Raw genomic sequence first — 21,681 nt, 5'->3', positions numbered from 1 at the left:
AGAAATGCGGTCTGGACCAGGTCACCGTCGACGACATCTCCGGGGCAGGCGTGTCCGTGTTCATGTTCTTCAACTGCTTCGCCGCCAAGGAGGACGCGGTGCTGCTCGCGTACGCGGAGCGAGCCGCGCAGGCGATCGCCCGGTTCTTCGCCACTGGACCGCGCCGAATGGCTCGCCCGGCCGCGCATCATCAGCGACGAACCGGTGCCGCCCAGCCGGGCGACCGTGCTCGGCTCCCAGTCCCACCGGCCGATGATCGAGGCCATCGCCCGGATCAGCACCTGTTCCCCGGGCGGGCGCTCGCGCTGCTGACCGGAGTCCTCACCTCCCCGCTCAGCCGCTGGTCCGCGCTCGACGGCGCGCGTCCGCCGCCCGCGATCCTCGACGAGACCGCCGCCGGGCCGCCCGACCCGCGCTGACCGGATCCCTCGCGCGGGGATCCGCCGCCGAACCCCGCGCCGTTCGCATCCTTCTCCCGCCCGAGTCCGGAAAGGACTGTCCCTGTCCGCCGCGCCTTCCCCGGCGACGAGCCACCGGCAAGTGCGGCAAGGCGATGTCCGGCCTGATGGTGGGCATTTTCGCATCCACTGTGGTCGCGAACGCGCTGCCGCGGATCGTGTCCGAGCTGGGCGGCAGCCAGTCGTCCCGCACCTGGGCCGTCACCACCGAACTGCTCGCGATGACCGCGACCGTCCCGCTCTGGGGCGAACTTTCCTGGCCGTTCGTGGCCGGCTCGCGCAGGACATCGACGTGCTGGAACGGCCTGTGCCGGTTAGCACAGGCACTCACGAGCTACCGTTGCCCGGGTGACCAGCGACGAGGAGTTCGGCGCCCTGATCGAACGGCACCGGCGCGAGATCCGCGTGCACTGCTACCGGATGAGCGGTTCGTTCGAGGAGGCGGAGGACCTCACGCAGGAGGCATTCCTCCGGGCCTGGAAAGGCCGCCGGGGCTTCGCCGGGCGGGCGAGCGTGCGGACGTGGCTGTACCGGATCGCCACGAACGTCTGCCTCGACGCGCTCGCCCGGCGGCCGCGGCGGGCACTGCCGGACGAACTGGGTCCGGCGGCCGACCCGGCGGGCGAGATCTCCGCGCTCGACGTGCCGTGGCTCGGCCCTTTCCCCGATCTGCTGCTCGACCCCGCGGCGCCGGACGACACCGCCGCCGCGGTCGTCGAACGGGAAACCGTCGAACTGGCGTTCCTCGCCACCATCCAGTTGCTCCCGCCGCGCCAACGCGCCGCGCTGATCTTGCGCGACGTGCTCGATTGGTCCGCAAAGGACACTGCCGAACTGCTGGACACTTCGGTGGCCTCGGCGAACAGCGCGCTGCAGCGGGGCAGGGAGACTCTGCGCGCCAAGCTGCCCGCACGGCGCGCCGAATGGTCCGCGCCGGACAGCACGACCGCCGAGGAAACGGCGCTGCTGCGGAAGTTCATCGCTGCCTACGAATCGGCAGACGTGCAGGCAGTGGCCGCTGTGCTGAGCGAGGACGCGCGTGCGGTGATGCCGCCGTACTCGTTGTGGTTCGACAGTCGCGATCGGATTCTCGGCGCGCTCGGACCGGGCTTCGATCCGCGATCGCCGTACTACCGGGGCAGTTTCCGGATGGTGCCGGTGCGCGCGAACCGGCAGCCCGCGGTCGCGAGTTATCTGCGCCGGCCCGGCGAACCGGTTTATCGCGCTTTCGGCGTCTGCGTCCTCACCGTGCGAAATGGACTGGTCACGGCGATGGCCGCGTTCGAAACGGCGGCACTGGCGCCGTACGGGCTCCCCGAAACATTCGACGAATACTGAGCCGATGATGGCTGATCCGGTTTACCGCCACGGCGGAAACCGCTCGCCCGAGCAGATCGGCGGCGGACCGGGTCCGCCTGCTTCCGGTCGGATCAGCAACAACGCCCGGGCGGCGATCGCCTGTACTGCGATCGCCGCCCGGGCGCAACCACCGGGTTCCGGGCTTTGCGACCGGTCGTGGTGGGGAAACTGCTAGCGCCCTCGCCGCCGGGAAATGGTCACCGGCACGCGGTCAGGCGACTCGATGCCGTGCGGCGGCGGAGCCGGTTCGCACCAGCTTCCGGCGCTCCAGCTCGGTGGTTCCCCCGAAGATCCCGTTGCCGAGACCGTTGTCGAGAGCATAGGAAAGGCATTCCGCGCGGACCGGGCATCGCGCGCAGACCGCCTTGGCCTTCGCGACCTGCTGCGCCCCCGGACCCATGTCGGAAATCGGGAAGAACAGTTCCGGGTCCTCGTCCTGGCACGCCGCGCGGGCGAGCCAGCTGGTGGCCGTGAGTTCCATTGTTGCTTTTCACCTCCTGTCCTCATTGTCGAACCGTGGTCAACCGACTTCTCCGCGCGCACGGGCACGCCATGCCTTCGGAGGATGTTCGGTGGGCTTTTCGGCCGAACCGCTCCGGGCCGCGAAGGACCCGGCGGACGACCGGCTTTCCAAGTTACCACCGATCACCGCCCGCGCGCGAAATTTCGATTCAGCTCACATCGCGGACGCGGTTGCCGCCGGACGTGCTACGGCTCCCGAGCCGGAGTCTCCGGGCCCGGAGAGTCCGGGTTTTCCTTTTCCGCGCACCATTTCCCCCTTCCGTCGCAGCCGAGGACGAGCCGCCCGTCCGGTCCAGGTACCCGTCTGTCCCGGAGTTAACCACATTTCCGTGATCGGATCGTTACATCCTACGGGCGCGTCACCGCACCTGTTCGACAAGTGCGGGATCGGGAGGGGGTGCGCGTGGCGGGGTTCGACGGCTTTTTCCGGGGCGATTTCCCTCGTCTCGTGGCATTCCTGTGCGCGGGCGGGCTCGGCCCGGGCACCGCGCGCGAGGTCGCGGTGGAAGCCTTCGTCCAGGAAACCGGGACGTGGCCGCCGCCGGGCGACCCGCGCGTGGCGGTGCGGCTGACCGCTGTCCGGCTCGCCGCCGAGCAGACCTGGTTCGACGGCGGCGACCCGTCCGCGGATCCCCCCGGCGACCGGCTGACCTCGGTCGTCGAGCGGAACGCGCGAGGGGTCGAACTGCTGGCGACGCTGCCGGAAACCCAGCGCACGGTGCTGACCTGGTCGCTCGACGGGTTCTCGCCCGCCGCGATCGCTTCGGCGCTCGGCATGGCGGGCACCACAGTCCGCTCGAATCTGCGGCATGCACGGGAACGGCTGAAACATCGGCTCGGCCTGGCCGGGCGCGAGGAGGCCCTGATGACCGCACTGCGCGAAGCCGAGGGCGCACTGGTCAGCGCGCTGCGCTCGGCGCTCGACGTCGAAGAAGCGTTGACCCGGGTGAAAACCGAGGCGACCGCCTTGGCCGCGCCACGGGTCCAGGCAGGACGCTTCGGCTTCGACGGCCCGGTGCGCGCGGCAGTCGAGGGCGATCCGGACGCGGCGCAGGACCTGCTCGCCGCGGTCCAGCCGCTGATCGTGCGCTACTGCCGGGCCCGGCTGGGCGGCGCCGACGCATATTCCTCCGCGGACGATGTGGCGCAGGAAGCCTGCCTGGCATTGCTGACCGCGCTGCCCGGTTACCGGCATCAGGGGCGGCCGTTTCTCGCTTTCGTCTACGGGATCGCGCAGCACAAGGTGGCTGACGCGCATCGGGCGCACGCGCGCAACCGGACCGAGGCGGTGGCCGAGGTGCCGGAGGCGGTCGACCTGGCCGACGGGCCGGAGGAACGGGCGCTGCGCGCGGAGCTGAACCGGCAGCTGGCCCGGCTGCTGGAGTTGTTGCCGGAGCGACAGCGGGAGATTGTGCTGCTGCGCATCGTAGTCGGACTCTCCGCCGACGAAGCGGCCGAAGCGGTCAGCTCCACACCGGGCGCGGTACGGGTGGCGCAACACCGCGCGCTGCTGCGGCTCCGCTCAGCCCTCGAACGACGTCGCTGACCCGATCCGCGCCACCACGAACTCCGCCAGCGCCGCCACCGGGCCCTCGCCGCCGTCTCGCGACAGCAGGATGAAGTCGACGTCACCCGGGTCCGGAAGACCGAGCTCGGCAGGCAATTCGACCAGATCGGAGGGCACCAGGCTCCGCGCGTGCACCGTGATCCCGAGTCCCGCGGCCGCCGCCGCGCGCAGGCCGGTCAGGCTCGAAGTCTGGCAGGCCGCCCGCCATTCCAGCCCGGCGCGTTCCAGCGCTTCCACCGCCAGCTGCCGGGTGACCGACGGCATCGGGTACTGCACCAGCGGCACCGGATGGCCGGGCGTGCGGTCCGTCGCCGCCGAGCCGATCCACACCAGGGGTTCGCGGCGCAGCAGCCGTCCCGGGCCGGGCGCGCCCGGGCGGCGTTTGCCGAGCACCAGGTCGAGCCGGCCCTCGGCGATCCGGCGGGCGAGCACATCGGACAGTTCCACGTGCAGTTCGACGTCCACCAGCGGATGGCTTTCCCGCAGCCGCCGCAGAATTTCCGGCAGCTCGCCGAGCGCGAAGTCCTCGGACACCCCGAACCGGACCCGGCCGCGCACCTGCGTGCCGCGGAAATGCCGGGCCGCGCGGTCCTCGGTGTCCACAATGGTCTGCGCGAACCCGAGCATCGCCTGCCCGCGCGCGGTCAGGCCGACCGCGTGCGTGTCCCGGGCGAACAGCAACCCGCCCGCCTCGGACTCAAGCCGCCGGATGTGCTGGCTGACGGTGGGCTGCCCCACACCCAAGCGCCTCGCTGCCGCCGTGAAGCTGCGAGTTTCGGCCACAGCGAGGAAAGAACGGCACAACCGCGGATCCAGCATGCGTCACATCTTATCGGAATTCACAATGACAGTCAGTACGGTCATCGGGGTTCCGAATGACCGCGGGCGACGGGAGAATGACCGGGAAAGGAGATCCACCGTGCTCGCTTCGTTCGCCCGCCCTGTCTCGGCCTTGCTCGCCAAGCTGCGGATCGACCCGTTCATCGCCCTGATCCTCGTCACCGTAGGCATCGCCTCGCTGCTGCCGGCTTCCGGCGCGGTCGCGACCGGGTTCGGCGGGCTGACCAAGATCGCGGTCGGATTGCTCTTCTTCCTTTACGGCGCAAGGCTTTCCAGTCAGGAAGCGGTCGACGGGATGCGGCACTGGCGGTTGCACGTCACCGTGCTCTGCGCCACGTTCGTGCTTTTCCCGCTGCTGGGGCTCGCCGCGTCGTTCCTCTCCCCCGGGCTGCTGACCTCGCCGCTGTACACCGGCGTGCTGTTCCTCTGCCTGCTGCCCTCGACCGTCCAGTCGTCGATCGCGTTCACCTCGATCGCCAAGGGCAACGTCGCGGCCGCGATCTGCGGCGCGTCGCTGTCCAACCTGCTCGGCATCGTGCTGACGCCGCTGCTCGTCGCGCTGCTGCTGGCCACCGACGGCCCGGGCGTGAGCGGTTCGGCCGTACTGGACATCGTGGCGCAGCTGCTGGTGCCGTTCGTCGCCGGGCAGCTGGCGCGCCGCTGGATCGGCGAGTGGGTGCGGCGGCATTCCGCGCCGCTCAAGATCGTCGACCGCGGTTCGATCCTGCTGGTGGTCTACACCGCGTTCAGCGAGGGCATGACCGAGGGCATCTGGCACCAGCTGGACGTGGGCCCGCTGCTGGCGCTCGTCGCGGTCTGCTGCGTCCTGCTGGCGGCGGTGCTCGGCGCGACCAGCGGCGGCGCGCGGCTGCTCGGATTCGCCCGCGCGGACCGGATCACGATCATGTTCTGCGGTTCGAAGAAGAGCCTCGCGAGCGGCCTGCCGATGGCGACGGTGCTGTTCGGGCACGCCGAGGTCGGGCTGATCGTGCTGCCGCTGATGCTGTTCCACCAGATCCAGCTGATCGTGTGCGCGGCGATGGCGCGCCGCTACGCCCGGCAGGCGGCCGCGGCGGAGCAGGGGGAACTGGCGGCGGTCGGCTGACGCCTGCCGGGCCCGTTCTGCCGCGTCCGGCGGGAACGCCCGCCGGACCCCGTTCCGCCCCGTCCGACGGGAACGCCGGGCGGGGCGCGGCCAGCCCGCTGCGGGCCTGGCGCGCCGCTGACCGGAAATCCAGTGGAACCGTGCGCGCCCGCGGCTGCTCTCGCTCGGTCAGTGCCGGCCAGGCAAGGACGTGCCGTTGTACATCGCGTGAGGCATCCCAAGCTCTGACTTCGTCGCGTGCCGCCTTCGAGCGTCGCGCTTCTTCGTGCTGCGGAATTCTCGCTGGATCGGTGTGCTCCTGTGCTCTATCACTGGACAGTCCCGCCCGCCTATCTGCCGCTCGTCCTACAACGCTGCCACGCCTGCTCATCTGAGCGCTTTCGAGCGGACGGCAAGGTCCTGGTCAATGCCAACCACCAACTCGCCGACGCCTGGCTTCTCGTGCTCCGCACCGGCTGCGGGGAAACGGCGAAACTCGCCGTGCCAGAACGGGCGAAGGTGCGCTCGATCCGCCCGGTTCTGCTGGATCGCTTGCACCACAACGATCCCGGCCTCGCCGCCGAACTGCTCCAGGACCCGGTCCTGCGACGGCGCAACCGCATCGCGCTCGACCGGGACGGCGCTCGGCGGCTCGACACCAGTGGTCCGGACCACGTGGGCCAGGACGCGATCGACGTCTCGGCCGGCTTCGCGGCCCGGATCCCGGTCCGCCCGGCGCGGCTGCTCGCCGAGGGTCGCGGCCTCGCGCGGGCTGAGGTCGAGCGGCTGATCGCCGAGGGTCGCGGCCCCGCGCGGGCTGAGGTCGAGCGGCTGATCGCCGAGGGGAAGGCCGGGTCGGGAGTCCGGCCCAGCGGCAAGCTCTCCGGCGACTTCTCCTTCACGCTCAAGCGTCGAGCCGCGGGCACTCTTGCCCCTCCGGGATTCCCCTCCCGGACAGCCGCCGTTCATCCACAAAGGACTTGGCGGAGTCCACTGTCGATTTCCGCTCACATGAGCGCGAACCGCGAACCCGGGCACCAGCGGTGCCTGAACGGGCAATCGTGCGTAACCGGGTCCGGCGGAAAGCGTTGCCGCTGCCCAGCGCCCCCCAGGTGGAGGAGCCCCTTGCCCCGCCGTCCGCGCACTGGTGTTCAGAAGGGAACAACGCGGCGACAACCCGTAGACCGGCGCTTACCGTAAGTCCGCAGTCTCCCCCGTGCTCTGTCGTATCGGCCGAACGAAGGGCATCCGCGGCGACATCGGCGGTCTGGCATGCCAGTCCGTCATATCCGGAGAACCCGACCAGAGGAGAAAGCATGGCTTCGCAGGACGGCGCCCGCGTCGACACCAACGTCATGCGCAAGGGCGCGCAGACGATCAGCGACACCGGGCAGAACATCACCGGGGTGAACCAGAAGGTCGACGGCACCATGCAGACGCTGTTCGGCACCTGGCGGTCCGACTCGGCCAACGTGTTCAACCAGGCCATGGGCCAGTTCGACCAGACGGTCCGCAAGATCGTGCAGAAGCTGGACGAGCTCGCGCAGAACGTGCAGACCTCGGCGAGCGAGTACGACAGCCGGGACTCGGACAACACCTCCACCGCCAACAACGCCGCCGCGGTCATCGGCGGCGGCGGTCTGCAGGGCTTCTGATCCCCTTCCTTCCCACGAAAGGACATTCCCATGGCTTTGGGCCAGTTCCAGATCAGCTTCGCCACCATGCAGGACACCGTCGGGCAGGCGAAGCAGCAGTCCAACCAGATCACCGAGCTGCTGGACCAGATGAAGGCCGTCATCGAAGGCCAGCGCGAAAACTGGACCGGTGTAGCGGCGGACATGTTCCACGAGACCTACAACTACTGCCACCAGGCGGCGCTGACGCTGCCGCAGGCGCTCGACGCCGCCGCGCAGACCCTCGGCCAGATCAACGAGGGCACCTCCAACACCGAAGGCAACAACGCCAAGCGCTTCGCCGCGAACTGACGCGGCCCGGTTCGGCACAACTGACCTGAAAGGAGGGTGAGCGACGGTGGACGGCAACGGCAACGGGGAGCACAAGGACAACTCCTCGGACAACCACCAGACCACGTCGGACGACGGCAAGTTCCACAGCCCGGGCGACCAGACGCCGCCGGACGTGAAGAACGAGTGGATCCCGCCGGGCGACGTCGGCAAGCCGCCGCCGGTGCCGGGCGGTTCCGAGCATCCGGGCAAGGGCGTCACCGCGGTCAACACCGAGGCGATGCGCACGTTCGCGAAGAACCTGCAGGCGCTCGCGGACGGGCCGCTGAAGGATCTGCCGGCGAAACTCGACGGCATCCAGCTCAAGCCCGGCGTGTTCCTGACGGCGCAGAGCAAGATCTTCACGCCGATCCAGGGCACGAACGCGCTGCGGGACACCACCCGCACCGCGATCCACGACCTCTGCAAAGCGCTCGACGAGGTGGCGGACGCGGTGAACAAGGCCTCGAAGGCGTACGACAACGCCGACGAGGTCAACAAGATGTCCGCTGACGACTACAACCAGTACTTCAACACCGTCAGCGGGCACATCACCGGCGCCGGTCAGAAAGCCTGACCGGACGGGCGGCGGTCTCTCCGGTTCGAAGCGATCGAGGGAAAGATGGCGGACGACAACACCCACGGGTTCACCTCGGACGACAACGGGGTCTGGCCGGACACCACGCAGACCGGCAACCAGAACACCACTGGTGACCCGTCGAAGGACTTCGACGGCCTGACGTGGAAGCAGATCGAAGCGGCGATCCTCGGCGGCGGTTCGCTGTCGGGCGGCCAGGACAACCGGGACAAGGCCTACGGCAACGTCAACTGGCAGTCGCTTCAGGACGCGGCCGGGGTGTTTCAGGAGACGCAGCAGAACCTCGCGATGGTCGCTCAGTCCATTCAGGACCAGACCGCCGCCCTCGCCGGACCGGACGGTCCCTGGAAGGGCGACGCCGCGACGAAGTTCAAAGACATGATGACCACGCTGGGCAACAAGTTCTCCGATCTGGCCGACCGGATCGGCGACGGCGGCGGGTCGAACAACGTGCCGACGAACCTCGTCAATTCCGCGGCCTACCTCAAGTGGGCGCAGGACACGATCCGCTATATCGACAGCTACTACGCCAGCCAGGTCCTCGACCAGGGCAGCAAATACCACCTCAGCGACGGGCGCGCGTACATCTCGCAGTTCCCCGAAGCCGTCGAGATGATGACGAACGACATGCGCAAGGTGGGCGGCCAGCTCGCGCAGAAGTACAACACCGTGCACGTCAACGCGGGCAAGACGACCCCGCCGCCGACCCCTGGCGGCGGTGACGGCAACACGCCCAAGCCTCCCCCGCCACCACCGCCGCCTCCGCCTCCGCCCACACCGCCGCCGCCTCCGCCGCCGGTGACGCCTCCCCCGCCCCCGCCGGCTTCTCCGCCGCCGCCTCCGGTGACGCAGCCGCCGCCTACCCCGAAACCGCCGCCCGTGTCCCCGCCTCCGGGCGGTGGCGGCGGCAATGGCGCTCCGCCGCCGGTGAACAAGGCCGCGATTCCGCCGCCGCCGAATGGCGTGAACGGTCCTGGCGGGAGCAATGTGCCGCCTCCGTTGAAGAACGCTGCCGTGCCGCCTCCTCCCGGGGACCTCAAGGGTCCTGGGGGCAACGGCACGCCGCCTCCGGTGAACGCTGCCTCCATTCCGCCGCCGCCCAACGGGGTCGGCGGGAACAACGTGAAGCCGCCGTCGGTCAAGTCACCGGCCATTCCGCCGCCGCCGGGCGATTCGCCAGGAGGCAACAACCTCAAATCGCCGTCGATCCCGCCCCCGCCCGGCGCTTCGGGCAACAACCTGGGCGGGCACGTCAACCCACCGTCGATCCCCGCCCCGCCCGGTGCCTCGGGCAACAACCTGGGCGGCCACGTCAACCCGCCATCGATCCCGGCCCCGCCCGGTGCCTCGGGCAACAACCTGGGCGGGCACGTCAACCCGCCATCGATCCCGGCCCCGCCCGGTGCCTCGGGCAANCAACAACCTGGGCGGGCACGTCAACCCGCCATCGATCCCGGCCCCGCCGGGAAGCTCGGGCGGGTCGGGGCACGTGAACCCGGCGTCGATCCCGCCGCCTCCGGGCGCTTCCGGCGGCAACCTGGCGAACAACGCGCTCAACCCGGCTCACCTGCCGCCGGGCCTCAGCAACCCGCCGGGCAACCAGACGCCGGGCGGCAGCGGCATCCCGATGATGCCGCCGGGCGGCATGGGCGGCGGCGGTGGCCTGAACACGCCGTCGGCGGAACGCCCGGATTCGTCCGGACTGCTCGGCAACATCAAGAAGCCGTGGCTGAGCCCTCCCCCGGACGGCATCGGCAACCCCGACGCGCACGGCGACACACCGCCGCTCAGCTCCGCCAAGTGGGCTCCGCCTCCCGGCGCGAGCGGCGGGACCGGCGGGACCGGCGACGGCATCGGCGGACCCGGCACGCCGGGCGGCGGAGAGCCGGTCGGCCCAGGGGTGAAAGGACTCGGCGAAAGCGACCTGCCGAAGCTGCCGGATCCCATCGCGAACCAGAACCACGAGCAGCAGCAGCTCCCGGCTTCGGGAATGCCGCCGATGGTGCCGCCGGGCGGGATGGGCGGCGGCAGCGGCTTGAACACGCCTGCCGCGGAGCGACCGGATTCGGCTGGACTGCTGGGCAACGTGCAGGAGCCGTGGACCGCCGATCTTCCCGGCGGGATCGGCGATCCGAGCGCCTTCGGCGAGACGCCGCCGAGCGAATCGGCGAAGTGGGCGCCTTCGGGCAAAGAGGCGCAAGGGCCGGGAATGCCCATGGTCCCGCCGGGTGGCGCCGGCGGCGGACTGAACACCCCCGCCGCCGAACGACCCGACTCCGCCGGATTGCTCGGCGACGTCCAGCAACCCTGGACAGCCAGCACCTCCGCCGGCATCGGAAACCCCACCGCCCAAGGCGAAACACCGCCGAGCACCTCGACCGGCTGGGCAACGCAAGCCCAGGGCCCGGGAATGCCCATGGTCCCGCCGGGCAATGCGGGCAGCGGGGCGAACCAGCCCGCCGCCGANGAACGACCCGACTCCGCCGGATTGCTCGGCGACGTCCAGCAACCCTGGGCCGCGAGCGTCCCGGCCGGCATCGGAAGTCCTGCCACGCACGGCGAAACTCCCCCAGGCGCGCCAGCCCGCGGGACGACCGTGCCGACCGGCGCAGGGAACCCCCTCGCACCGGAAGGACCAAGCACCTCGGCTCCGGCACCGAGCAACGGCTCCGCGCAGCCGCCTGGCGCGCCGATCGTCCCGCCGGGCAATGCGGGCAGCGGGGCGAACCAGCCCGCCGCCGAACGACCCGACTCCGCCGGATTGCTCGGCGACGTCCAGCAACCCTGGGCCGCGAGCGTCCCGGCCGGCGTCGGAAGTCCCAGCGCGCACGAGGAAACTCCGCCGGCCGAGGCCGCCGCCTGGTCCGCTGTGGGCACTCCGCCCGTGCCGGCGCCGCAGCGCGGCAACGACCGTCCGGACCGGACCGGACCGGCGAACACCGGCTGGGGAACCGCGGCGAACCCTGAACCCGAGAGCGTGCGGATCGCCGTGGTCCAGCCCCTTGACCACGAGGACACCTCAGCCTGGGACGTGGGCACCGCCGATTTCCTCCCCGCTCTCCTGCCGGTCGCCACGCAGGCGGAAGACCGGGCCGAGGAAATCACCACTGACTACGTCCAGCGCAGCGACGAACCGTGGCGTCCCGGCGAAGCACCCGCGCTCGGCACCTACCAGCGCGTCCGCGGCGGCCCGGCCGAGATCCTCCCCGACGAGCTGCCCACCTGCGGCGACGCGCCGGAGCCCCTGGAGCCCGAAGCGGACACCGCAGAAGAAGAGACCGAGGAAGAAGAGGAACGCACCATGGCCGATCTGCTCCGGCAGGACGATTCGGCCTGGGGCAAGCCGGTGCACCGCAGCACGCCGGGGGTGCTCGAATGAGCACGGAAACCGTCAAGCGGGGCCCGCGTGCGGCGGGTCCGGAAATGCCCGAGGGGCAGGAAGAACTGCAGGAACCGCCGGTAATGGCGGAACCGGCGGCGCGCGATTTCAACTCGCTGCTGATGATGCTGCCGATGGCCATCGGCTCGCTGGTGATGGTGCTGGCGTTCTCCGGAGTCGCGGGCAGTTCGCCGTTCACCTACGTGATCGGCGGCGGCATGGGCGTGTCCATGATCGCGATGAGCCTCGGGCAGCTGTCCCGCGCGGCCGCCGAGCGCAAGCGCAAGATGCAGGCCGAGCGGCGGGACTACCTGCGCTACATCGGCCAGGTCCGCGAGCGGGCCCGTTCGACCGCCGAGGACCAGCGGCAGGCGGTGGCCTGGAACAACCCGTCCCCGGATGCGCTGTGGTCGCTCGCGATGGGGCCGCGGCTGTGGGAGCGCCGGATCAGCCACGAGGACTTCGCCCGGGTGCGGATCGGGCTCGGCACGCAGCAGTCGGCGCTCGAACTGGTGCCGCCGGTGACCAAGCCGATCGAGGACCTCGAACCGCTGTCGGCGATCTCGCTGCGCCGGTTCACCGAGACCTACCGCACGCTCTCGGGCATCCCGACCGCGGTGGGGCTGCGGAGCTTCACCAGCGTCGAGTTCGACGGCGATCCGGACGCGGCCGCCGGGCTGGTCCGGGCGATGCTCGCGCAGCTGGTCGCCTTCCATTCGCCGGACGAACTGCGGCTCGCGGTGCTCACCACCGAAGCCGCGCAGGCGCAGTGGGACTGGGTGAAGTGGTTGCCGCACAACAACCATCCGACCCTGCGCGACGCGGCGGGCCCGCTGCGGCTGCTCGCCGCCGACCACGACGAGCTGATGGATCTCCTCGGCCCGGACGTCGCCGACCGCGACGACCACGACAAGACCGTCGGGCCGACCACGACCGAACCGTTCGTGGTGGTCGTGGCGCATCTGGCGACGATCCCGGAGTCCTCGCGGCTGGTCGGCGCGGGTCTGCGCAACGTGGTGCTGCTCGACGTCACCGGCGCGCTCCCGGGCGGGCCCAAGGTGCTGCGACTGACCACAAAGGACGATCTGGTCGAGTTCCCGGCGGGCAGCGGCGTCGGTTCGGCGACCCGCGACGAGCTGTCGGTGACCCAGGTCGAAGGCCTCGCCCGGCTGCTCGCGCCCAAGCGGACCAGCGGCACCCTGGAAATCGCCGACCAGCCGCTGGAAAGCGACTTCGGGCTGACCGCCCTGCTGGGCATCAAGGACGTGCACACCTTCGACATCCCGGGCCAGTGGCGGCCGCGGGCGGCGCAGCGGGCCCGGATGTCCGTGCCGATCGGCGTGACCGAGGACGGCGAGATCGTCGAGCTGGACCTGAAGGAATCGGCGCAGGGCGGGATGGGCCCGCACGGGATGCTGATCGGCGCGACCGGGTCGGGCAAGTCGGAACTGCTGCGCACGCTCGTGCTCGGGCTGGCCGCGACGCATTCGTCGGAGATCCTCAACTTCGTGCTTGTCGACTTCAAGGGCGGCGCGACGTTCCTCGGCATGGACCGGCTGCCGCACACCTCGGCGACGATCACCAACCTCGCCGACGAACTGCCGCTGGTCGACCGCATGCAGGACTCGCTCAACGGCGAAATGGTGCGGCGGCAGGAACAACTGCGCGCGAGCGGCTACCCGTCGCTGTACGAATACGAGAAGGCGCGCGCGGCCGGCGAACAGCTGGCCCCGATGCCGACGCTGTTCCTGGTGGTGGACGAGTTCTCCGAGCTGCTGAGCGCGAAGCCGGAGTTCATGGAGCTGTTCGTCTCCGTCGGGCGGCTGGGCCGCAGTCTCGGCGTGCACCTGCTGCTCGCCTCGCAGCGGCTGGACGAGGGCCGCATCCACCGCGTCGAAGGCCACCTGTCGTACCGGATCGCGTTGCGCACCTTCTCCTCGATGGAATCCCGCAGCGTGATCGGCGCGGGCAGCGCCTACGAGCTGCCGCCGGAACCGGGCAACGGCTACCTGAAGATCGACACCACGAACCTGGTGCGGTTCAAGGCCGCTTACGTCTCCGGACCGGTCCCCGCGGGCAGCGGCGAAAACTCCGCGGTCGCGGCCGCACGGGCGAGCCGCGAGGTCGTCCCGTTCCGCACCGAGGCCCGGCCCGCCAAGCTGATCATCCGCGACGACGAACCGGAACCGGCCGAGAAGCAGTCCGATGTGGACGCTCTCGAAGCCGCCGTGCCGGGCGGGCCGACGCTCGCCGACGCGTTCATCGACCGGCTGACCGGCGCGGGTCCGGCGGCGCGCCAGGTGTGGCTGCCGCCGCTGGCCGAATCGCCGAGCCTGGACTCGCTGCTGCCGAGCGTCACGCCGGACCCGGTGCGCGGCATGGCGGTGGCCGACCCGGCGCACTGGGGGAGGCTCCGGGTGCCGATGGGGATGATCGACCGGCCGTTCGAGCAGGTCCGCGAGCTGCTGACGGCGGACCTGTCCTCGGCGGCCGGGCACGTCGCGGTGGTCGGCGGGCCGAAGACCGGCAAGTCGACGCTGCTGCGCACGCTCGTGCTGGCGCTGGCGATGACGCACACCCCGCAGGAGGTCCAGTTCTACGGGCTGGACTTCGGCGGCGGCGGGATCATGTCGCTGTCCGGGCTGCCGCACGTCGGTTCGGTCGCCACCCGGCTCGAACGCGACCGCGTCGTCCGGACCATCGAGGAAATCTCGCAGGTCATGGAGGGCCGCGAGACGCTGTTCTCCGAGCACGGCATCGAATCCATGGACGCTTACCGCGCGTTGCGCCGAAGCGGCCAGATCGAGGATCCGTTCGGGGACGTCTTCCTGGTGGTCGACGGCTGGTACAGCCTCAAGAACGACTACAGCGACCTGGAGCAGAAGATCGGCGAGCTGGCCTCGCGCGGACTGTCCTTCGGCGTGCACGTGGTGATCGGCGCGACCCGCTGGTCGGAGATCCGCCCGTACCTGCGCGACCTGCTGCAGACGCGGTTCGAGCTGCGGCTCGGCGATCCGATGGAGTCGGAAATCGGCTCGCGCAAGGCGAAAACGGTGCCGAACCAGCCGGGCCGCGGCCTGACCCCGGACGGCCTGCACTTCCTCGCCGGGCTGCCGCGCATGGACGGCAGCGGGAACACCGACGACCTCGCGGCGGCGGCCAAGGCGGTCGCCGAAGAGGTCCACCTGTTCTGGCCGGGCGCGCCGGCCCCGGCGGTCCGGCTGCTGCCCGCGAAACTGCCGATGGCCCAGCTGCCCGCGCCCGAGGGCGACCTGCGGATCGCGCTCGGGCAGGACGAACAGCGGCTGCTGCCGGTGTGGCACGACTTCGCGGCCACTCCGCATCTGCTTGCCTTCGGGGACAACGAAACCGGCAAGACCAACCTGCTGCGGGTCGTCCTGCGTTCGGTCCTGACGCGCTACTCGCCGAGCGAGGCGAAGATCGTGCTGGCCGACCCGAGCCGCCAGCTGGACGCGGAAGTGCCCGAGGAGTACCGCGTCGGCTACGCGACCACGACCGAGGCCCTGCAGGAACTGGCGCAGCAGGCCAGCGTTTCGCTCACTCCCCGGGTCCCGGACCAGACCATCACCGCGGACCGGCTCAAGCGCCGCGACTGGTGGACCGGCCCGCGGCTGTTCTTCGTGGTCGACGACTACCAGCTGCTGACCAGTGGCATGGGCTCGCCGCTGGAACCGCTGTTGTCCCTGCTGTCGCAGGGTTCCTACATCGGCTTCCACCTGATCCTCAGCCGCAGCACCTCGGGCGCGATGCGGGCGCTGAGCGACTCGGTGGTCCGCCGGATCTGGGAGCTGGGCAGCCCGGGCGCGGTGTTCTCCTATCCCAAGGAGGAGGGCAAATTCCTCGGCGAGGCGGCTCCTCGCCAGCTGCCCGCCGGACGCGCGCAGCTGGTCACCCGCCGCGGCGTGAAGCTCGTGCAGACCGCGATCGCGGAAGAAGACCGGGCAGGCGAGGGCTGGTCCCCGCTCGCGATGACCGAAAGGGGCGTGCGATGACCGCGTCGACCGGCGAACTGTGCCGGATCACCGTGTACGGGCCGCAGGGCAGGGCGGATCTGGCGGTGCCGATGTCCGTCCCGCTGACCAGCCTGCTGCCGGTGCTGCTGGAGCACACCGGCGGCCGCGACGACCTCGGCGAGGGCTGGGTGCTCCAGCGGCTCGGCGAAGAGCCGCTGGACGCGTCGGGGACGCCGGAGTCGCTGGACTGGAAGGAGGGCGAGGAATTCCACCTGCGCCCTCGCGCGGACCCGTTGCCCGAGCTGGATTTCGACGACATCGCGGACGGCATGGCCACCGCGGTGAGCCGCCATCCCGGCCGCTGGCGCCCGGAGTTCAACCGCGGCCTGTTCCTCGGGTTCGCGATCTTCTCCCTCGTGGTGCTGGCCAAGGTGCTGCTCTACCCGGGTTCGGCCGGGCTGACCGCGATCGGCGGCGGTGTGGTGTCGCTCGGGCTGCTCGTCGCGGCCGTGGCGACCGGGGTGCGCTCCGAGGACAAGGCGCTGCTGACGTTGCTCGGCCTCGGCGGCTGCGCGTTCGCGTTCCTCTCCGGCGCGGTCGCGGTGGCCGGGCTCGATCCGGCGTTCGACCTGCAAGGCACACCGATCCTGACCGGCTGCCTGACCTTCGCGCTGGCCGGCGGTCTCGTGCTCGGCGGACGGGCCGCGTGGTCGCACGCCATCCCGTTCGTGCCGTTCGGCGCGGTCGTCGCGACCGGGCTGGCCGGGGCGCTCTCGCTGTGGCTGCACCTCGGTGCCGGGTTCACCACCCAGCAGGCGGCCGGGCTGGTGTCGTTCGTGCTGGTCGGGCTGATGGTGTTCGCGCCGCGGATCGGCATCCGGTTCGCTCGCATCCGCGGTCCGCAGCTGCCGCGTTCGGCCGGGGAACTGCAGTACGACATCGAGCCGATGCCGGCCGCGCAAATGGTGCACCAGACCGGGTACGCCGACGGCTACCTCACCATCGCCTGCGTCGCCGCCACGGCCGTTTTCGTCGGCTGCTTCCCGTTCCTGGTCGGCAACGGGCTGTTCCCGACCGTTCTCGGCGGGCTGGTGTCCGCGGCGGTGCTGATGCGCTCGCGGGCGCTGCTCGGGGTGTGGCAGCGGGTTCCGCTCGCCGTCGCCGGCGCGATCGGCCTGGTGCTGCTCGGGCTGTCGCTGATCCAGCCGCTGCCCACGCCGTGGCGCGGCGCCTGCCTCGCCGGGCTGTGCCTGGCGTTCTTCCTGCTCCTGCTGGCGATGCTGCGCCCGCCGCCGCGGCGGCTGCTGCCGATCTGGGGGCATCTGGCGAACTGGCTGGAAACGCTGAGCGCGGTGGCGATGATCCCGATCCTGCTGCAGTTGTTCGGCGTCTACGCGTGGGCCGTCGGGCTCACCGAATAAGCGAAGGAGAGGTGCCATGGTGCAGACGCAGAAGGACCACGTCGAGGCGTATTCGTTCCTGATCGGGCGGATGACCTCGGCGCTGGTGCTCGGCGACGCGGCCCACCTCGACGTGCCCGCCCGGCGGGCCTGGGTGGGCCTGCTGGTCGGGCTGGTCCTCGGCCTGCTGATCGCGGTCGGGTTCTTCGTGTACGGGCTGATCGCGCACCACACCGGCGGGGCGGCGCCCGCCGTCGGCCGCCGGGCCTGAAAGGAGGCAGCCATGGAACTCTCGCTGATCCGGCGCGGCGATTCGGGCGCCGCGCTCGAAAAGAAGACCGTGGGCAACGCGCTGGTGGTGCACCCCGCGGAAGGGATGACCGGCGAGGCGCAGTCGCTCGCGCTCGGCGTCGCGGCCGATCCCGACCACGACCTGGTCGTGGTGGACCTGCCGGTGGACTCGCCGATCACGATGTGGGAATCGGTGGCCAGGGCGCTGCCGCGCCGGCGGCGCGGGGTGCGGCTGGTGATCGGCGGGCGCTCGCGCGAGACGACCGCGCTGGCCGGGCAGTGGCTGGCCGAGCGGATCAACCGCCCGGTGCTCGCGCCGGACGGTTCGGTGATCCCGAGCGCGGGCGGCGCGCTGTTCGTCCACGCCGGACGCGGCGGCGGCTGGGTGCGTTTCCGGCCGGGCCGCCCGCCGGCCTGGGAGGCGAAGCGGTTCCCGCGCCCGGCGTGGGATTCCGGGATCGCCGCCGAGCTGACTCCGACGAGTTCGCGCGGCGTCGCCGAACCTCTCCCGGGCGGTCTGTGGGTGCGCCCGGTCGGGTTCGACGCTCCCCAGCGGCAGCACCGCACGGCGCTGATCTCCCGGATGCCCGCGCAGCACGACACCATGACGATCGTGCTGGGCTGCCCCGGCTGCCCGCCGCTGGCCCTGGACGACGCGGCCCGGCTGTGGGTGCAACTGCCGGAGAAGGTGCGGGCCAAGGCGCGGTTCGTGCAGTACGGCCCGATGCAGGTGCCCGGCGAGGCCACGATCGGGCAGGCGCTGGCCGACCTGCTCGGCAAGCCGGTCGCGTTCTACGCGGGCGTGCCGGTCGGTTCGCCGCAGCTGCCGACTCTGCGGACCGTGCTGCACGACGGGCGGCTCGGCTGGCGTCCGTTCACCACCGAACTCGGCTACGAACCGCGTTCGGGTGACGAAACGCCGTTGCCGGAACTGCTTTCGCACCGTCCGCCGATCCACGGGCTCGACCAGGTGTCTCCGGCGGTGTACTGGTACTCGCCGGACGCGGTGGTCGAGGTCGTGCAGTCCGGTCTGCTGGTGCGTCCGCCCCAGGACGGCCCGTCCTCGGCGGCGATCCGCGAGATCGGCCTCGATGCCGCGGTGCACAATCTGACCTTCGACGCGGCGGACGAGGGCTCGGCCTCGCGGATGCGGTTGCTGGCGGAGGATCTGCTGGCGCGGCTGGACGAGCAGACCCGCCGGATGAGCCGGGTGCTGCCTGCCGCCGCGCTGCTCGCCGAGCGTGCTCGCCCGCGGGTGGTGGCGCGGGCGTTGGACGCTATCGAGTCCGGGCATCCGGTGCCCGTGGTGGCCGCGGCTCCTCCGGCGGCTTATCTGCCTGCGGCTCCGGCGGCGTTGGGTATTGCCGCGCCGACCGAGGTTCCCGGGGCGATCGCCGCTCCCGCTCCGGTCGCCGCGCCCGCCAAGCCGGAGGCTCCGGCCGAACCGCCGGTCAAGGTCTCTGCCGCTCCTCCGGCGGCGAAGCCGATCACGCACCTCGCTCCGGCCGACGTCGCACCGGCCAAGCCGGTGGAACCGCCGGTCGCCAAGCCCGCGGTTCCGGTCGCGGAAAAGCCGGCCGGGCCGGTGTCCGCCGCGGACAAACCGGAGCCCGCGCCGAAACCGGCGAAAGCCCCGGCGGAGCTGCGCTTCCAGGAGACCCCCGGTGCGGAATCGACCGCGCTGCTGCCCCGGCGCGGCGCGGACAAGGAACGCCAGTGGCTGCGCAAATCGCTCGGCGCGGAATACGGCCTGATGTCCAACACCGTCGCGCGGATCCTGTCCGAGCACCCGGGCTTCCAAGGCGTGCTGTCGACCTCCTCCTCGGCCGAGGTGCTGACCGACGCGGTAGCCGTGCAGCTTTACCTGTCCCCCAAGGGATCGACGATCGACGCCGGACTGCGGCGCGGCGCGAACGGTCCGCACGTCCCGGTCGCCCGGTGCGTCGTGGCCGGGCTGAGCAGGCTGCCCTCGCACCGCGGTCCGGCGACCTTCGCCACCGAGCTGCCGCCGTCCGCGTGGCCGCTGCTGGACCAGCGGAAAGTGCTGACCGAATGGGGCTTCCTCAACGCGCTGACGCAACCGTCGTCCACGGTGGACGGCGAGACGGACGTGCTGGTGTGGTCGATCACCGGACGGCGCACCAAATTGCTGGAGCCGAGCGAGGGCGGCGTCGAAAACCGGGTGCTGTTCGTGCCGGGGACCAGCTTCAAGGTGCTGGAAACCCGCGAACCGGCGGCGGGCGCGCGGGGCGCGGTGCTGCTGCGGGAGCTGACCGCGAGCGAGATCGACGAGACCGGGCGGGTGGCGAACGACCGGGCGTCGCTGGACGAGCTGGCCATGAACTCGCTCCGGCAGACGGTGCGGACGTGGGCGGAAGCGGGCGAGGACCTGGCCCGGACCGTGATGGACGAGCAGGCGGCGGAGCGGTTCGGGGCGCTCCCGGGCCTGGCGTGAGTGCGGAGAGGCGGAGACGATGAACCGACAGCTGCTCGTGGTCGGCGGCGACCGGCCGGGTGCCTTCGGAACCATCGGCGCGGCGCTGGCGCAGGCGCAGCCGGGGGCGACGATCAGCGTGCACCCGGGCCGGTACGAGGAAAACCTCGTGGTGGACCGGATGGTGTCGCTGGTGGCCGAACAGGGCGCGGGGACTGTGGAAATCGTGGCGAACACCGGAAGCGTGCTCGTCGCGAACGCCGAAGCGGTGCAGCTCAGCGGGTTCGTTCTCACCGGCGTCGACGACCAGCTGGTCACGGTGGACGTCGTGCGCGGCGAGGCGGCGCTGGACGGCTGCCGGCTGTCCGGGACCTCGTGGGCGACGCTGCTGGCCCGGCTGGAGGGTTCGCTCGCGCTGCGGGGCTGCACGGTGACCAGCACCGGCGGCGCCGGGGTCGTCATCGCCTCGCCGGTGCAATCGGCCATTGAGGACACTGAGATCGTCGACGCCGCGTCGTCCGGGGTGGTCGTGGCCGAGACCGGATCGGTGCTGCTGCGGCGGTGCGCGGTGCGGGGCGCGGCGGGCAACGGAGTGTGCGTCAACGGCGAAGCGGTCGCGATTGTCGAGCAGTGCGAGATCGTCGGCGCGCAGAAACCGGCGATGGTCGTGGAACAGCAAGGGCGCGCGACGATCACCGGGCTGAGCGTGCGGGACAGCGCGAACGTCGACCTGTACGTGACCAGCAAGGGCCGGATTTCGGTGGCGTCGTCGCAGTTCCGGTCGGCACCGATGCAGGCCGCGCACATCGCCGCGTCCGCCGAGCCGTTGCTGCGCGAGTGCGTGTTCGCCGGGGCGGGCACGAACGCGGTGCAGGCCACCGGAACCTCCGCACCGCAGTTCGTGGACTGCACTTTTGAAGGCTCGCCGGTCACGATCCTGGTCGACGACCAGGCACGGCCGCGGTTCGAGCGCGCGACCGTGCGGGGCTCTACGCACACCGCGATGTCGGTCAGCGCGGAATCCGCGGTAACCGTCGGCGGGCTGCGGATGACGCCGGACAGCGGCGTCGGGATCGTCCTTTCCGGACAGTCCACTCTGGACCTCGCGGACGCCTCCATCGACACCGGCCGGGAAACCGGGGTGCAGGTCACCGAGGACGCCCGGTTGACTGTCGCCGACCTCCGCGTCGATTCGACGGCCGACAAGGCGGTCTCGTTCACTGGTGGCGCGCCGTCCTCGGCGAAGTCGGTGCAGGTGCGCGGCGGTGGCCTGCACCTTGCCGGTACCGCGGAGATCTCCTTGCAGGACTGCGAGATCATCGATTCCGCCGGGGACGGAATCACCGTCGGATCGAGGCTGACCGCTTCCCGCTGCCGGGTGCGCAATGCGCGAGGCAACGGGGTGTACGTCGGTGCTCAGGCGTCGTTCACCGAATGCGAGATCCTCGGCGCGGGCGAGGACGGCTTCCACGTGGAAACCACCGAACCGGTCAGCATCCGCGATTGCGTGGTCAACGACGCCTCGGGCGAACTCGTGAGCGGCGAGCACGCGGACGTGGACAACCTCGGCACCGATTCCGCCCGAACTGCCGAGCCGTCGCCCGCCGGTCCGCCGGGCGGCTTCGCGGCCGCTGACCAGACCGTGAGCGAGGCCGCCGGCGAGGTGCTCGAAGGCCCGCTGGGCGATCTGGAGGCGCTGGTCGGGCTCGCCGGGGTGAAGAAGGAAGTCACCGGCCTGATCAACCTGATCAAGATGTCGCAGATGCGCGAGC

At 71.1% G+C, this 21,681-nt stretch carries 15 protein-coding genes and 1 pseudogene; 13 read left to right on the top strand and 3 right to left on the bottom strand.

Annotated features, from left to right (window positions below; genetic code table 11):
- Positions 1 to 50 precede the first annotated feature (50 nt).
- Positions 51 to 419 carry a hypothetical protein gene (locus tag A4R44_RS35400; protein ID WP_067590628.1) on the top strand — a complete coding sequence of 123 codons (369 nt, stop codon included), beginning with the start codon at positions 51 to 53 and terminating at the stop codon, positions 417 to 419.
- Between the two features lie 384 nt (positions 420 to 803).
- Positions 804 to 1,796 (top strand): annotated as a pseudogene (locus tag A4R44_RS35395) (RNA polymerase subunit sigma-70); the annotation flags it as partial.
- A gap of 232 nt (positions 1,797 to 2,028) precedes the next feature.
- Here the strand turns inward: A4R44_RS35395 and A4R44_RS35390 are convergent.
- Positions 2,029 to 2,298, bottom strand: coding sequence for a WhiB family transcriptional regulator (locus A4R44_RS35390; RefSeq protein WP_037812602.1), 270 nt, complete (start codon positions 2,296 to 2,298; stop codon positions 2,029 to 2,031).
- A gap of 489 nt (positions 2,299 to 2,787) precedes the next feature.
- Between A4R44_RS35390 and shbA the strand changes: the two genes are divergently transcribed.
- Positions 2,788 to 3,885, top strand: a complete 1,098-nt coding sequence (shbA, locus tag A4R44_RS52765) for an RNA polymerase sigma factor ShbA (RefSeq protein ID WP_369806005.1) — start codon at positions 2,788 to 2,790, stop codon at positions 3,883 to 3,885.
- Here shbA and A4R44_RS35380 read toward each other — a convergent pair.
- Positions 3,862 to 4,725, bottom strand: a complete 864-nt coding sequence (locus A4R44_RS35380) for a LysR substrate-binding domain-containing protein (protein WP_067590622.1) — start codon at positions 4,723 to 4,725, stop codon at positions 3,862 to 3,864. The two genes, shbA and A4R44_RS35380, sit on opposite strands and share 24 nt — an antisense overlap.
- Before the next feature lie 100 nt (positions 4,726 to 4,825).
- Here A4R44_RS35380 and A4R44_RS35375 point away from each other — a divergent pair, with 100 nt between their 5' ends.
- From A4R44_RS35375 to A4R44_RS35355, 5 genes are all read left to right on the top strand, one after another.
- Complete coding sequence (locus tag A4R44_RS35375) at positions 4,826 to 5,851, top strand: bile acid:sodium symporter family protein (protein WP_198545558.1); 1,026 nt, start codon at positions 4,826 to 4,828, stop codon at positions 5,849 to 5,851.
- Between the two features lie 237 nt (positions 5,852 to 6,088).
- Positions 6,089 to 7,030, top strand: coding sequence for a DUF1062 domain-containing protein (locus tag A4R44_RS46600; RefSeq protein ID WP_338080281.1), 942 nt, complete (start codon positions 6,089 to 6,091; stop codon positions 7,028 to 7,030).
- A 116-nt stretch (positions 7,031 to 7,146) separates the two neighbouring features.
- Positions 7,147 to 7,485 (top strand): WXG100 family type VII secretion target, encoded by a 339-nt coding sequence (locus tag A4R44_RS35365; protein WP_067590616.1) that lies wholly within the window; start codon positions 7,147 to 7,149, stop codon positions 7,483 to 7,485.
- A 30-nt stretch (positions 7,486 to 7,515) separates the two neighbouring features.
- The gene (locus tag A4R44_RS35360) at positions 7,516 to 7,815 is read left to right on the top strand and encodes a WXG100 family type VII secretion target (protein ID WP_037812613.1); all 300 of its coding nucleotides are present in this window, start codon (positions 7,516 to 7,518) and stop codon (positions 7,813 to 7,815) included.
- 46 nt (positions 7,816 to 7,861) lie between these two features.
- Positions 7,862 to 8,410, top strand: a complete 549-nt coding sequence (locus A4R44_RS35355) for a hypothetical protein (RefSeq protein WP_067590613.1) — start codon at positions 7,862 to 7,864, stop codon at positions 8,408 to 8,410.
- A gap of 545 nt (positions 8,411 to 8,955) precedes the next feature.
- On the opposite strand, the gene A4R44_RS47545 is transcribed toward A4R44_RS35355, so the two are convergent.
- Positions 8,956 to 9,162: a hypothetical protein gene (locus tag A4R44_RS47545; protein WP_067590609.1), complete on the bottom strand. Its 207-nt coding sequence runs from the start codon at positions 9,160 to 9,162 to the stop codon at positions 8,956 to 8,958.
- Positions 9,163 to 11,806: 2,644 nt separating this feature from the next.
- Here A4R44_RS47545 and eccCa point away from each other — a divergent pair.
- From eccCa to A4R44_RS51130, 5 genes are all read left to right on the top strand, one after another.
- Positions 11,807 to 15,823 (top strand): type VII secretion protein EccCa, encoded by a 4,017-nt coding sequence (eccCa, locus tag A4R44_RS35335; protein WP_067590604.1) that lies wholly within the window; start codon positions 11,807 to 11,809, stop codon positions 15,821 to 15,823.
- Positions 15,820 to 17,205 carry a type VII secretion integral membrane protein EccD gene (gene eccD / locus A4R44_RS35330; protein ID WP_067590601.1) on the top strand — a complete coding sequence of 462 codons (1,386 nt, stop codon included), beginning with the start codon at positions 15,820 to 15,822 and terminating at the stop codon, positions 17,203 to 17,205. Before eccCa ends, eccD begins: the two co-directional genes overlap by 4 nt.
- Before the next feature lie 16 nt (positions 17,206 to 17,221).
- On the top strand, positions 17,222 to 17,455 hold the full coding sequence (locus A4R44_RS35325; protein ID WP_067590599.1) for a type VII secretion protein EccB: 234 nt from the start codon (positions 17,222 to 17,224) through the stop codon (positions 17,453 to 17,455).
- Between the two features lie 12 nt (positions 17,456 to 17,467).
- Complete coding sequence (locus A4R44_RS35320) at positions 17,468 to 19,930, top strand: hypothetical protein (protein WP_067590597.1); 2,463 nt, start codon at positions 17,468 to 17,470, stop codon at positions 19,928 to 19,930.
- 19 nt (positions 19,931 to 19,949) lie between these two features.
- The coding region (locus tag A4R44_RS51130; RefSeq protein WP_232791917.1) for a right-handed parallel beta-helix repeat-containing protein at positions 19,950 to 21,681 on the top strand (1,732 nt) is incomplete at its 3' end.

It is taken from the genome of Amycolatopsis sp. M39 (genome assembly GCF_001651785.1).
Classification (GTDB): domain Bacteria; phylum Actinomycetota; class Actinomycetes; order Mycobacteriales; family Pseudonocardiaceae; genus Amycolatopsis; species Amycolatopsis rubida.
This window is presented reverse-complemented; position numbering and strand designations above follow the sequence as displayed.

Excerpts from the sequence above, each read along its gene's own strand:
- A4R44_RS35390 (WP_037812602.1), bottom strand. The coding sequence starts at position 2,298 with ATGGAACTCACGGCCACCAGCTGGCTCGCCCGCGCGGCGTGCCAGGAC.
- A4R44_RS35380 (WP_067590622.1), bottom strand. The coding sequence starts at position 4,725 with ATGCTGGATCCGCGGTTGTGCCGTTCTTTCCTCGCTGTGGCCGAAACT.
- A4R44_RS35365 (WP_067590616.1), top strand. The coding sequence starts at position 7,147 with ATGGCTTCGCAGGACGGCGCCCGCGTCGACACCAACGTCATGCGCAAG.
- A4R44_RS35360 (WP_037812613.1), top strand. The coding sequence starts at position 7,516 with ATGGCTTTGGGCCAGTTCCAGATCAGCTTCGCCACCATGCAGGACACC.
- eccCa (WP_067590604.1), top strand. The coding sequence starts at position 11,807 with ATGAGCACGGAAACCGTCAAGCGGGGCCCGCGTGCGGCGGGTCCGGAA.
- eccD (WP_067590601.1), top strand. The coding sequence starts at position 15,820 with ATGACCGCGTCGACCGGCGAACTGTGCCGGATCACCGTGTACGGGCCG.
- A4R44_RS35325 (WP_067590599.1), top strand. The coding sequence starts at position 17,222 with ATGGTGCAGACGCAGAAGGACCACGTCGAGGCGTATTCGTTCCTGATC.
- A4R44_RS35320 (WP_067590597.1), top strand. The coding sequence starts at position 17,468 with ATGGAACTCTCGCTGATCCGGCGCGGCGATTCGGGCGCCGCGCTCGAA.